The 12,985-nt window shown below is 54.1% G+C and carries 10 protein-coding genes; 6 read left to right on the forward strand and 4 right to left on the reverse strand.

Features of this window, described 5'->3' with window-relative positions:
- Positions 1 to 185: 185 nt before the first annotated feature.
- Complete coding sequence (locus HV213_RS25750) at positions 186 to 1,007, forward strand: TIM barrel protein (RefSeq protein WP_181483838.1); 822 nt, start codon at positions 186 to 188, stop codon at positions 1,005 to 1,007.
- Between the two features lie 88 nt (positions 1,008 to 1,095).
- Positions 1,096 to 2,595, forward strand: a complete 1,500-nt coding sequence (locus HV213_RS25755) for a helicase HerA-like C-terminal domain-containing protein (RefSeq protein ID WP_181483839.1) — start codon at positions 1,096 to 1,098, stop codon at positions 2,593 to 2,595.
- Positions 2,596 to 2,636: 41 nt separating this feature from the next.
- Here HV213_RS25755 and lptG read toward each other — a convergent pair whose 3' ends face one another.
- Complete coding sequence (gene lptG, locus HV213_RS25760) at positions 2,637 to 3,719, reverse strand: LPS export ABC transporter permease LptG (protein ID WP_110276613.1); 1,083 nt, start codon at positions 3,717 to 3,719, stop codon at positions 2,637 to 2,639.
- Positions 3,719 to 4,816, reverse strand: coding sequence for an LPS export ABC transporter permease LptF (gene lptF, locus HV213_RS25765; protein ID WP_110276612.1), 1,098 nt, complete (start codon positions 4,814 to 4,816; stop codon positions 3,719 to 3,721). The genes lptG and lptF overlap by 1 nt, the downstream gene beginning before the upstream one ends.
- A 393-nt stretch (positions 4,817 to 5,209) precedes the next feature.
- On the opposite strand from lptF, the gene pepA reads away from it, so the two are divergent.
- From pepA to HV213_RS25780, 3 genes are all read left to right on the forward strand, one after another.
- Positions 5,210 to 6,721, forward strand: coding sequence for a leucyl aminopeptidase (gene pepA, locus HV213_RS25770; RefSeq protein WP_181483840.1), 1,512 nt, complete (start codon positions 5,210 to 5,212; stop codon positions 6,719 to 6,721).
- 177 nt (positions 6,722 to 6,898) lie between these two features.
- Entirely contained in the window at positions 6,899 to 7,342 is a 444-nt protein-coding gene (gene holC, locus HV213_RS25775) for a DNA polymerase III subunit chi (protein WP_181483841.1), read from the forward strand.
- Entirely contained in the window at positions 7,342 to 10,197 is a 2,856-nt protein-coding gene (locus HV213_RS25780; protein WP_181483842.1) for a valine--tRNA ligase, read from the forward strand. Before holC ends, HV213_RS25780 begins: the two co-directional genes overlap by 1 nt.
- Before the next feature lie 48 nt (positions 10,198 to 10,245).
- On the opposite strand, the gene HV213_RS25785 is transcribed toward HV213_RS25780, so the two are convergent.
- The gene (locus tag HV213_RS25785) at positions 10,246 to 11,442 is read right to left on the reverse strand and encodes a YjgN family protein (RefSeq protein ID WP_181483843.1); all 1,197 of its coding nucleotides are present in this window, start codon (positions 11,440 to 11,442) and stop codon (positions 10,246 to 10,248) included.
- Between the two features lie 185 nt (positions 11,443 to 11,627).
- On the opposite strand from HV213_RS25785, the gene HV213_RS25790 reads away from it, so the two are divergent.
- Entirely contained in the window at positions 11,628 to 12,131 is a 504-nt protein-coding gene (locus HV213_RS25790) for a GNAT family N-acetyltransferase (protein ID WP_181483844.1), read from the forward strand.
- Positions 12,132 to 12,217: 86 nt separating this feature from the next.
- Here HV213_RS25790 and miaE read toward each other — a convergent pair whose 3' ends face one another.
- Positions 12,218 to 12,982 (reverse strand): tRNA isopentenyl-2-thiomethyl-A-37 hydroxylase MiaE, encoded by a 765-nt coding sequence (gene miaE / locus HV213_RS25795; protein WP_181483845.1) that lies wholly within the window; start codon positions 12,980 to 12,982, stop codon positions 12,218 to 12,220.
- Positions 12,983 to 12,985 lie beyond the last annotated feature (3 nt).

The raw sequence follows: 12,985 nt of genomic DNA on the forward strand, positions 1-12,985 counted from the left end.
AAACCACAACTGAAAGAGATTAGACGTAGAGCCTCCTGGAAACAGAAGTCATAAAAACACACCAGCAAACTATTTTGCGAGTCGGCTCAAAAAACCACCATTTCACTCATTGCTAATTTTGGAATAAACGTTTTGACTAAGGGGCAATCGAACGAACCCGATCCATCTTGTGTCAGGAGAGTCAAATGGCTATCGCACAGCAGCGTTTCTGTATCAATCGCAAGATCGCCCCCTCACTCAGTATTGAAGCCTTCTTCCGCCTGGTGAACAGCCTGGGGTTGAATAAGGTCGAGCTACGTAACGATCTTCCCAGCGGAAAAGTGATCGACGATCTCACCCCTCAGCAGGTTCGTGAACTGGCGGATCGCTACCATATTGAGATCCTCACCATCAACGCTGTCTACCCTTTCAACTGTCGCACCGAAGAGGTTCGCAGCCTGACGGAGTCGCTGTTGAAAGAGGCGAAAGCCGTTGGCGCGAAATCGCTGGTGCTGTGCCCGCTGAATGATGGCACCGAGGTTCCGGCGAGCGAGACGCTCAACGCCCTGCGCGATCTGGCGCCGTTATTTGCCTTCTACGGTATTCACGGGCTGGTTGAACCGCTCGGCTTCCCGCAAAGTTCGCTGCGCTCCTCAGCGCAGGCGCAAACGCTGATTCACGATGCGCGCGTGCCGTTTAAGCTGCTGATCGATACCTTCCACCACCATCTTTATCCTCAGGCTGATGAAGAGTTCGCTCAGGTAGATATGGCAGAGATTGGCCTGGTACATCTTTCCGGCGTTGAGGACACCCGCCCCCGCGAGACGCTGACGGATAACGAACGCATCATGCTGACGCCGAAGGATCAGCTACAAAGCTGTGAGCAGGTGAAGAATCTGGAAGCGCGCGGCTACCAGGGCGTGTATGCCTTCGAACCTTTCTCGCCTGAGCTGGCAAACTGGAGCGAAGACGACATCCGCCGCGAAATAGAACAGAGCATCGACTTAATTCAGCGCCACTGCGCCTGAAGTGAGTCAGTGCCAGCGTGCGTGATTTCTCCCTCCATTTGTGGTCAGGTTGCCTATACTCGCAGCAGGATAAATGGAGAAATCGATCATGAGTTCACCTCTGCTGATTGCACGCACGCTGGAAAAACAGCTGTATTTATTGCCCGCGATGGCCAACCGTCACGGCCTGATTACCGGCGCCACCGGGACCGGTAAAACCGTCACCCTGCAAAAGCTGGCGGAGTCTTTCTCAGAAATTGGCGTTCCGGTGTTTATGGCCGATGTGAAAGGCGACCTTACCGGTATTGCCGAATCAGGCCAAAGCTCGGAAAAACTGCAGGCGCGGCTGGAGAAAATAGGCGTGACGGACTGGCAGCCGCACGCTAACCCGGTAGTGGTCTGGGACATCTTTGGCGAAAAGGGCCATCCGGTTCGCGCTACGGTTTCTGACCTCGGACCGCTGCTGCTGGCCCGTCTGCTCAACCTCAACGAGGTTCAGTCCGGGGTGCTGAATATTATCTTTCGCATCGCCGACGACCGTGGCCTGCTACTGCTCGACTTCAAAGACCTGCGCGCCATTACCCAATATATTGGCGACAATGCCAAAGCGTTTCAGAACCAGTACGGCAATATCAGCAGCGCTTCAGTCGGGGCGATTCAGCGCGGTCTGCTCACTCTGGAGCAGCAGGGCGCGGAGCACTTTTTCGGCGAACCGATGCTCGATATTCAGGACTGGATGCGCGTCGATGTCAACGGTAAAGGTGTGATTAATATCCTCAGCGCCGAGAAGCTCTACCAGATGCCGAAGTTGTACGCTGCCAGCCTGCTGTGGATGCTCTCCGAGCTTTATGAACGCCTGCCGGAAGCGGGCGATCGGGAAAAGCCCAAACTGGTCTTTTTCTTTGATGAAGCACATCTGCTGTTTAACGATGCGCCGCAGGTACTGCTGGACAAAATCGAGCAGGTGATCCGCCTGATTCGCTCCAAAGCCGTCGGCGTTTATTTCGTTTCGCAAAACCCAGCGGATATCCCCGACGCGGTGCTTGGCCAGTTGGGTAACCGCGTGCAGCACGCCCTACGCGCCTTCACGCCAAAAGATCAGAAAGCGGTAAAAACTGCCGCGCAAACCATGCGCGCCAACCCGGCATTCAGTACCGAACAGGCGATCCAGGAGCTGGGTACCGGGGAGGCGCTTATCTCCTTCCTCGATGAAAAAGGCAGCCCCTCAGTGGTCGAACGCGCGATGGTTATCGCCCCCTGTTCACGCATGGGGCCGGTCACCGACGATGAACGCAACGGACTGATTAATCACTCGGTGCTGTATGGCAAATACGAAGAAGATATCGACCGGGAATCGGCGTTTGAAATGCTGCAAAAAGGCGTACAGGCTACCACTGACAAGCAGCAATCACCGCCAGCGAAAGGCCAGCAAAACAGCGACGACGGCCTTCTCAGCGGGTTAAAAGACATTCTGTTCGGCACCACCGGGCCACGCGGAGGTAAGCGCGATGGCATCGTGCAAACGGCAGCGAAAAGCGCGGTGCGCCAGGTGACGAATCAGATAGTCAGGGGAATGCTGGGAAGCTTACTAGGCGGGCGAAAACGATAAAAAAACGCCCCCTTTCGACATCAGGAAGGGGGCGCGTTACATCAGGATTTGCGCATCATCAGCCAGAGGCTCAGCAGGAAGAAGCTGGCGCTCGGCAATAGCGCACCGATTATCGGCGGAATGCCGTAGACCAGAGTTAACGGGCCGAAAATCTGGTCCAGCACGTAGAAGATAAAACCGAAGCTAATCCCGGTTACCACCCTCACGCCCATCGCCACACTACGCAGCGGGCCAAAGATAAACGACAGCGCCATCAGCATCATCACCGCCACAGACAGCGGCTGGAAGATCTTGCTCCACATATTGAGCTGATAACGACCGGGGTCCTGACCGCTGGACTTCAGATAGGTGACGTAGTTATGCAGGCCGCTGATCGACAGCGCATCCGGGTCCAGCGCCACCACGCCGAGTTTGTCCGGCGTCAGATTGGTTTTCCATGTCCCGCTGACCATTTGCGTACCGGTGACCTGTTTCGGGTCGGTGAGATTAGACTCATCCACCTGCGACAGACGCCAGAGTTTATTCTCGGTATCAAACTTCGCCGATGCGGCATAGCGCACAGACTGCAAGCGACGCTGGTCGTTAAAGGCGTAAATGCTCACGCCGCCCAGCTCATCGCTGCCTTTTACCCGCTCGATATAGACAAAGTTATGACCATCTTTCGCCCACAGCCCCTGCTGGGTTGAAAGCAGCGAACCGCCATACATCTGCTGAGCACGATAGTTACGCGCCATCTGCTCGCCCTGTGGCGCAACCCACTCGCCCATTGCCATCGTCAGCAGCACCAGCGGGATGGCGGTTTTCATCACCGACAGCGCCACCTGCAAGCGAGTAAAGCCGGAAGCCTGCATCACCACCAGCTCGCTGCGTTGTGCCAGCATCCCCAGCCCCAGTAGTGCGCCAAGCAATGCCGCCATCGGGAAGAAGATTTGAATATCTTTTGGTACGCTAAGGACCGTGTAAACCCCCGCCCCTAGCGCATCGTAGCTGCCCTGTCCGGCCTTTTTCAACTGGTCAACAAACTTGATAATGCCCGAGAGGGAGACCAGCATGAACAGCGTCATCATGATGGTGTTGAAAATCGTCTTACCGATATAACGGTCAAGTACGCCAAACGCCTGCATCACGCCGCTCCTTTGTTAAAACGGGCACGGAAGCGGCGCATCGGCACCGTATCCCACAGGTTCAACAGCACGGCCAGCGCGAAATAGAGCAGGTTGACCGTCCACATCCAGAGCATCGGGTCCATTTTGCCTTTACCGCCGCTCGATTTAATCGACGTTTGCAGCAGGAAGAACACCAGATACAGCAACATCGCCGGCAGCATCGACAGCACGCGCCCTTGACGCGGGTTGACCACGCTGAGCGGCACGACCATCAGCGCCATAATGAATACCGTCGCCACCAGGGTGAAGCGCCAGTGCAGCTCCGCGCGGGCACGATCGGTATCGGTACGCCACAAAGTGCGCATGTCCATCTGCTCGGTATCATTAGGGTCAGATGCGACGGCCTGATGGCCGACAACTGCCTGATAATTTTTAAAATCGGTAATACGGAAGTCGCGCAGCATCGCGGTACCTTCAAAGCGGGTACCCTGATTCATGGTCACCACCTGCGAGCCGTCTTTACGCAATGAGAGCTCGCCGGTATCCGCCACCACCACCGATGGACGGGCATTGCCTTTCGGCCTGAGTTGCGCAAGGAAGACATCGTTGAAGCGGTTGCCGTTGACGTTTTCGATAAACAGCACCGCGCTACCGTCGCTGGCCTGCTGGAACTGGCCCTGAGCCAGAGCCGCCATGCCGGGGTTGGCTTTCGCCTCCGCCAGTACTTCATCCTGGTGACGAGATGACCAGGGGCCGGCCCACATGACGTTGACTGCCGCGACGATGCCGGTAAAGAGTGCGAGGATCATGGCGGCTTTCACCAGAACAGCCTTACTCAGGCCGCAGGCGTGCATCACCGTGATTTCACTTTCGGTATACAGTTTGCCCAGCGTCATCAGCAGCCCGAGGAATAAACTCAGGGGCAGAATGAGCTGCGCCATTTCAGGTACGCCCAGCCCTAACAGCGAGAGCACCAGATTTGTCGGGATATCGCCATCAACAGCGGCACCGAGGATCCTGACCAGTTTCTGGCAGAAGAAAATGAGTAGCAGGATGAACAGGATCGCCAACTGGCTTTTCAGCGTCTCACGAACCAGATATCTTATGATTATCACTATAAATACGCCCGTAAAAACCCGTTTTATTGCAGGAAAATAGCTTGTTTCATGGCTTAAACGTCATTTATTCTCTTTGGTCGTCGAAAACATCGCTAAGATTAAATGACTTGCTGGTTCTGCGTATCAGGATCTTTTCTGACGAACCAAGGCCGTAATAACGTTAAGATTAACACGAAGTCACCACAACAGCGGACATGAGTTACGAAAGCTTTCAATTTCTATACTCTATGGATTTCGAGTTGCAGGCAGGCGACAAGACTGTGAAGCCCCGGAGCTTACATCAGGTAAGTGACAGGGGTGAGCAGGCGCAGCCAACGCATCTGCAACTTGAAAGACGACGAGTATAGCTGTAGCCACCATTGTTGTCTTTAAGATTCAGGAGCATAGTGCATGGAGTTCAGTGTAAAAAGCGGTAGCCCGGAAAAGCAGCGGAGCGCCTGTATCGTGGTCGGCGTCTTTGAACCACGTCGGCTCTCCCCCATCGCCGAACAGCTCGATAAAATTAGCGACGGTTATATCAGCGCCCTGCTGCGTCGCGGCGAACTGGAAGGTAAACCTGGCCAGACGTTATTGCTGCACCATGTGCCGAACATTCTCTCAGAGCGCATTCTGCTTATCGGCTGCGGTAAAGAACGCGAGCTGGACGAGCGTCAGTACAAGCAGGTCATTCAGAAAACCATCAATACTCTGAATGATACAGGCTCAATGGAAGCCGTCTGTTTCCTGACCGAACTGCACGTCAAAGGCCGCAATAACTACTGGAAAGTGCGTCAGGCGGTTGAGACCGCAAAAGAGACGCTGTACAGCTTTGACCAGTTGAAAACTAACAAAAGCGAGCCGCGTCGTCCGCTGCGTAAAATGGTCTTCAACGTCCCAACCCGTCGCGAGCTGACCAGCGGCGAACGCGCCATTCAGCACGGTCTGGCGATTGCCGCCGGTATCAAGGCAGCGAAAGATCTCGGCAATATGCCGCCAAACATCTGTAATGCCGCCTACCTGGCCTCTCAGGCGCGCCAGTTGGCCGATACCTACAGCAAGAACGTCATTACCCGCGTTATCGGCGAACAGCAGATGAAAGAGCTGGGGATGAACTCTTATCTGGCAGTCGGCAACGGTTCGCAGAACGAATCGCTGATGTCAGTTATCGAATACAAAGGCAATCCGGCAGAAGACGCACGTCCTATCGTGCTGGTTGGCAAAGGCCTGACCTTTGACTCCGGCGGTATCTCTATCAAGCCTGCCGAAGGCATGGACGAGATGAAATACGACATGTGCGGTGCGGCGGCGGTGTATGGCGTGATGCGCATGGTCGCAGAGCTTCAGTTGCCGTTAAACATTGTCGGCGTGCTGGCAGGATGTGAAAACATGCCGGGCGGTCGCGCCTATCGTCCGGGTGACGTGCTGACCACCATGTCCGGTCAAACGGTTGAAGTGCTGAACACCGATGCCGAAGGGCGTCTGGTGCTGTGCGATGTGCTGACCTACGTTGAGCGCTTCGAGCCAGAAACGGTTATCGACGTAGCGACCCTGACCGGTGCCTGCGTAATTGCGCTGGGCCACCACATCACCGGCCTGATGTCGAACCACAATCCACTGGCCCATGAGCTGATTGGCGCGTCCGAGCTGGCAGGCGATCGCGCATGGCGTCTGCCGCTTGGTGACGAGTTCCAGGATCAGCTGGAGTCTAACTTTGCCGACATGGCGAACATCGGCGGCCGTCCTGGCGGCGCGATTACCGCAGGTTGTTTCCTGTCGCGCTTTGCGCGTAAGTACAACTGGGCGCACCTGGATATCGCCGGTACCGCATGGCGCTCCGGTAAAGCCAAAGGCGCAACCGGTCGCCCGGTGGCGCTGCTGTCGCAGTTCCTGCTCAATCGCGCCGGGTTTACTGGCGAAGAGTAAGTTTGCTTGCCGGTTACCCGGCCTGCAAGCTCAGGCAATAAGAATTCTATACCCTATGGATTTCGAGTTGCATCGCGGCGGCAACTGAGCAAATCCCCAGGAGCATAGTTTACTATGTGACTGGGGTGCGCGAAGGCAGCCAACAAAGAGGCAACTTGAAAGACGACGGGTATAGATATGAAAAACGCAACCTTTTATCTTCTGGACAATGAAACCACCGTTGATGGCTTAAGCGCCGTCGAGCAACTGGTGTGTGACATTGCCGCAGAACGTTGGCGCAGCGGCAAGCGGGTGCTTATCGCTTGCGAAGACGAGCAGCAGGCAATTCGTCTGGATGAAGCGCTATGGGCAAGACCCGCAGAAAGTTTCGTCCCGCATAACCTGGCAGGGGAAGGCCCGAGAGGCGGTGCGCCAGTGGAAATCGCCTGGCCGCAAAAGCGCAACAGCAGCCCGAGGGATATTCTGATTAGCCTGCGGCTCAACTTTGCAGATTTTGCCACCGCTTTCACAGAAGTGATAGACTTCGTCCCTTATGAAGATTCTTTGAAACAACTGGCGCGCGAACGCTATAAGGCGTACCGCATGGCTGGTTTCAACCTGAACACGGCAACCTGGAAATAATGGAAAAGACATATAACCCACAAGATATCGAACAGCCGCTTTACGAGCACTGGGAAAAGCAGGGCTATTTCAAGCCTAACGGCGACGAAAGCAAAGAGTCCTTCTGCATCATGATCCCGCCGCCGAACGTCACCGGCAGTTTGCATATGGGTCATGCTTTCCAGCAAACCATCATGGATACCATGATTCGCTACCAGCGCATGCAGGGTAAAAATACCCTGTGGCAGGCCGGTACCGACCACGCGGGTATCGCAACCCAAATGGTGGTTGAGCGTAAGATTGCCGCCGAAGAAGGTAAAACCCGCCACGACTACGGTCGCGACGCCTTTATCGACAAAATCTGGCAGTGGAAAGCGGAATCCGGCGGCACCATCACCCGCCAGATGCGCCGCCTTGGCAACTCCGTGGACTGGGAGCGCGAGCGCTTCACCATGGACGAAGGCCTGTCTAACGCCGTGAAAGAAGTCTTTGTTCGCCTGTACAAAGAAGATCTGATCTACCGCGGCAAGCGTCTGGTCAACTGGGACCCGAAACTGCGCACTGCCATCTCTGACCTGGAAGTGGAAAACCGCGAGTCGAAAGGCTCCATGTGGCACATCCGCTATCCGCTGGCCGACGGCGCCAAAACCGCAGACGGTAAAGATTACCTGGTGGTCGCCACCACGCGTCCAGAAACTGTTCTGGGCGACACCGGCGTGGCCGTGAACCCGGAAGATCCGCGTTATAAAGATCTGATCGGCAAATTCGTGATTCTGCCGCTGGTTGACCGCCGCATTCCGATCGTGGGCGATGAACACGCCGATATGGAAAAAGGCACCGGCTGCGTGAAAATCACCCCGGCGCACGACTTTAACGACTATGAAGTCGGTCGTCGTCACGCCCTGCCGATGATCAACATCCTGACCTTTGACGGCGATATCCGCGAAAGCGCGGAAGTCTACGACACCAAAGGCGAAGAATCTGACGTTTACCCAAGCGACATCCCGGCAGAGTTCCAGAAGCTGGAGCGTTTTGCTGCGCGTAAAGCCGTGGTTGCCGCTGTCGACGCTCTTGGCCTGCTGGACGAAGTTAAACCGCACGACCTGACCGTACCTTACGGCGACCGTGGCGGCGTGGTTATCGAACCCATGCTGACCGACCAGTGGTATGTCCGTGCTGACGTGCTGGCGAAACCGGCGGTTGAAGCGGTTGAAAACGGCGACATTCAGTTCGTGCCTAAGCAGTACGAAAACATGTATTTCTCCTGGATGCGCGATATTCAGGACTGGTGTATCTCCCGTCAGCTGTGGTGGGGTCACCGTATCCCGGCCTGGTACGACAACGACGGCAACGTCTACGTGGGCCGTACCGAAGACGAAGTGCGCCAGGAAAATAACCTCGATGCTGAAGTCGCGCTGCGTCAGGACGAAGACGTTCTCGACACCTGGTTCTCCTCCGCGCTGTGGACCTTCTCTACTCTCGGCTGGCCGGAGAACACCGACGCGCTGCGTCAGTTCCACCCAACCAGCGTGATGGTTTCTGGCTTCGACATCATCTTCTTCTGGATTGCCCGCATGATCATGATGACCATGCACTTCATCAAAGATGAAGATGGCAAGCCGCAGATTCCGTTTAAGACCATCTACATGACCGGTCTGATCCGTGATGATGAAGGCCAGAAGATGTCCAAATCCAAGGGTAACGTGATTGACCCGCTGGATATGGTTGACGGTATCTCCCTGCCGGACCTGCTGGAGAAACGTACCGGCAACATGATGCAGCCGCAGCTGGCTGAGAAAATTGCCAAACGTACTGAGAAACAGTTCCCGGACGGCATCGAGCCGCACGGTACCGACGCCCTGCGCTTCACCCTGGCGGCGCTGGCCTCGACCGGCCGCGATATCAACTGGGATATGAAGCGTCTGGAAGGTTACCGTAACTTCTGTAACAAGCTGTGGAACGCCAGCCGCTTTGTGCTGATGAACACCGAAGAGCAGGATTGCGGCTTTAACGGCGGCGAAATGACCCTGTCGCTGGCGGACCGTTGGATTCTGGCGGAATTCAACCAGACCATCAAAGCGTACCGCGAAGCGCTGGATAACTTCCGCTTCGACATCGCCGCGGGCATTCTGTACGAGTTCACCTGGAACCAGTTCTGCGACTGGTATCTGGAGCTGACCAAGCCGGTGATGACCGGTGGTTCTGAGTCTGAGCTACGCGGCACCCGTAATACGCTGGTGACCGTGCTGGAAGGTTTGCTGCGCCTGGCGCACCCAATCATTCCATTCATCACCGAAACCATCTGGCAGCGCGTGAAGGTTATTTGCGGCAACACTGCCGATACCATCATGCTGCAGCCATTCCCGGAATACGATGCGGCGCAGGTTGATGAAGCCGCATTGGCCGACACCGAGTGGCTGAAGCAGGCGATCGTCGCAATCCGTAATATTCGTGCGGAAATGAACATTGCCCCGGGCAAACCGCTGGAGCTGTTGCTGCGTGGTTGCAGCGAAGCGGCGATGCGTCGCGTGAACGACAACCGCAGCTTCTTGCTGAACCTGGCGCGTCTGGAAAGCATCACCGTGCTGCCAGCCGATGACAAAGGTCCGGTTTCCGTCACCAAAATCATCGACGGTGCCGAGCTGCTGATCCCGATGGCTGGCCTCATCAATAAAGAAGATGAGCTGGCGCGCCTGGCGAAAGAAGTGACCAAAATCGAAGGTGAGATTGGCCGCATCGAAAGCAAGCTCTCCAACGAAGGTTTTGTGGCCCGCGCACCGGAAGCGGTGATCGCCAAAGAGCGTGAGAAGCTGGAAGGTTACGCGGAAGCCAAAGCGAAGCTGATTGAGCAGCAGGCGGTTATCGCGGCGCTGTAATTTCTCGCTAAAGAAAATAAGGCCGGAGCTTGCTCCGGCCTTTTTGCATTACAGGAACGGCAGCATCGGGAAAAATCCGCCGCACAGTTTTTCGGTCACCTTAGGCTGAAGTGCCGCATCCGGCTCCATATCCAGAGAATCAAGCTCGCCAATCACCGTAGTGTTCGCAGCAATATAGCGCATCAAATTAATCTTTAACCATGGGTACGCCAGCCCCAGCGTGAGCAGAGGGAGAAACGTCAGGCCCAATAAACGCGGCGCAAGACCAGAAAACGTCAGGGTTGAACGGAAATGAATACTGTCGCCCAGCACCAGATTATTCAAAGCATGATTACGTAGCGCCGCCCAGGCGTATGCTGCTGATAACACCAGACCGATCGTGAAAAACAAATATCCGCCCGCAACCGCGCTAAGATGCTGCAAAACCATAAGCAGCACCATATTTTCGGTGCACAGACCAAACATACAGCCGGTAATCAGCTGCGAGAAAGCCGAAAGTAAAAAAATAATGAAAATGAGAAAAAATGGCAATAAAACTGCCATTGCCCATAAAAATATAACCACGCAACGTTTAGTACTGATATGGATATTAAATTTATTTTTCCCGAGCGCAGCTCCTTTTCCAATTATCTCTAGCCAATGGCTATAAACGATGCCACTGATAAAACAAACACTAAATAGCACCAGCAGAGTAATTAAAATAACACTAATGATTATATTACTGGTGCCATAGAAAATACTAAGACTGCTTTCATACATCATGATGATGACAAGCAGTAGTATAAACATTAGTACAGGCATACCGAGCATTACCCACCATGCACGAAGAGGATGGCACTGAAATCCAAAACGAGTTTTACCAAAAGAGGTCATCATCGCGTGGTAGCTTAGCCCTTTTATTATCATTACAGGTAACAGGATGAGGAAAAGTAACATCTCCAGCCCCTCACTACCGGGATGAAATATCGCTAACGCTAAGCCAAGTAAAACCAGTATGACAAATATCAGCACCCAGCTGAGTAAAATCGCAATACCGCGACCATGGTAGCCAAAACGGGTGCCGTTTACCTCCATATTCTCGCAAAGATAACGGCGACTACGCACCCAGGCCCACGGAATAAATGTCCCACAAGTAATGATAGACAATATGACATTAACCAAACAAATAACAAAATAGGGCCATATCTGACCATGAAAAACAAAACGATAGCTATGGCTTTGTTGCTGCCCTGAGATCATACTCATAAATACGTCGTCCTTGTCATTTAAACCATATATAAAAATAATAAATCAAGCGCATCTGAAATAAACAAACAGAATATATTATCTTTTCATTGTTCGGCAATGCATTTAACGCACTCCTTGCGCCAGTAAAAAAATAGTGGTATTAAAGCGATGTATAGTTATTTAAGTTAAAATTGAGTGATTCTATGAATCTTGCCGCGCCACAGACCTACACTTTACGCCGCATCTCTGCCCATGATAATGCCGCGATAGCAGCCGTTATCCGCCAGGTCTCCGCAGAATATGGCCTGACCGCCGATAAAGGCTACACGGTGGCCGACCCTAATCTGGATGAGCTTTTCCAGCTATATAGCCAGCCTGGCTCCGCCTATTGGGTGGTCGAGCAAAACGGTCTGGTCGTTGGTGGCGGTGGGGTTGCGCCATTAACCTGTAGCGAATCCGATATCTGCGAGCTACAGAAAATGTATTTTATGACCTCTGCGCGTGGTCAAGGGCTGGCGAAAAAGCTGGCGCTGATGGCGCTGGATCATGCCCGCGAATACGGATTCAAACGCTGCTATCTGGAAACGACCGCCTTCCTGAAAGAAGCGATTGGATTATATGAGCATCTCGGCTTCGAGCATATCGGCGGGCCGCTGGGCTGTACCGGACATGTCGACTGCGAAGTCACGATGCTAAAGGCGCTGTAAAACCTAAAAAACACAGCTATTCACATGAATTTAATGCAAATAAACGTGATTTACGGTTAACAATGCCGGTCCACGGCGGCTAGACGTTAGCGGCAGACTGGAACGCCACTGTGAAAACGAAATTCCGCTTCGGTTGCGTTAATAAGCGCCGCTTCCGCCTCGCCAAGCTGACGGACGCGTTCGCTAATATCGTCTTCGGCAATTCGCTGCGCTAAATCCAGATAGTCTTGATAGTGACGCGCTTCGGAACGCAGTAGCGACAGATAAAACTTCTGCAGGTCATCATCCAGCCATGGCGCTAATGCGGCAAAACGCTCGCAGGAGCGGGCTTCAATATAGGCACCGCATATTAACTTATCGATCAGCATCACCGGTTCGTGAGAACGCACTTCCCGGCGCATCCCACGGGCGTAGTTGCTGGCGGTTATTTTGACGTAAGGTATGTCACGGGAGAGCATCATTTCACGCACCTGCCAGAAATGATGCAGCTCTTCTTTGATCAGCAAAATCATGTTGTCGAGCAGCTGACGTCCCCAGGGATCGTCGGTCTGCGGCATGGCGCTTTTATTTATCTGTTTATGCAGCGCGACAAAATCCGGCTCCGGCCCCCAGCGGTAGGTGAAGTCCTCATAGGGTTTCAGGCAGGCCAGTAGCTCATCCGCCCCTTCTTTATCCGCGACGTACCGACGCACCAGCAGCATGGCGTTCTGCGCCGCTTTCAGCTCGCACACCATGTGATCGGTGAGCAGCAGCGGCAGATTTTCCGGCTTCCGGGCTTCATCAATCCACGCCTGAGGTGTTGGGCAGTGCAGAAAATCTAAAATCGGAGAGAGTATGTGCGGGTAATCCATTGA

It is taken from the genome of Klebsiella sp. RHBSTW-00484 (assembly GCF_013705725.1).
Lineage (GTDB): Bacteria > Pseudomonadota > Gammaproteobacteria > Enterobacterales > Enterobacteriaceae > Klebsiella.

Excerpts from the sequence above, each read along its gene's own strand:
- HV213_RS25750 (WP_181483838.1), top strand. The coding sequence starts at position 186 with ATGGCTATCGCACAGCAGCGTTTCTGTATCAATCGCAAGATCGCCCCC.
- HV213_RS25755 (WP_181483839.1), top strand. The coding sequence starts at position 1,096 with ATGAGTTCACCTCTGCTGATTGCACGCACGCTGGAAAAACAGCTGTAT.
- lptG (WP_110276613.1), bottom strand. The coding sequence starts at position 3,719 with ATGCAGGCGTTTGGCGTACTTGACCGTTATATCGGTAAGACGATTTTC.
- pepA (WP_181483840.1), top strand. The coding sequence starts at position 5,210 with ATGGAGTTCAGTGTAAAAAGCGGTAGCCCGGAAAAGCAGCGGAGCGCC.
- holC (WP_181483841.1), top strand. The coding sequence starts at position 6,899 with ATGAAAAACGCAACCTTTTATCTTCTGGACAATGAAACCACCGTTGAT.
- HV213_RS25780 (WP_181483842.1), top strand. The coding sequence starts at position 7,342 with ATGGAAAAGACATATAACCCACAAGATATCGAACAGCCGCTTTACGAG.
- HV213_RS25785 (WP_181483843.1), bottom strand. The coding sequence starts at position 11,442 with ATGAGTATGATCTCAGGGCAGCAACAAAGCCATAGCTATCGTTTTGTT.
- HV213_RS25790 (WP_181483844.1), top strand. The coding sequence starts at position 11,628 with ATGAATCTTGCCGCGCCACAGACCTACACTTTACGCCGCATCTCTGCC.
- miaE (WP_181483845.1), bottom strand. The coding sequence starts at position 12,982 with ATGGATTACCCGCACATACTCTCTCCGATTTTAGATTTTCTGCACTGC.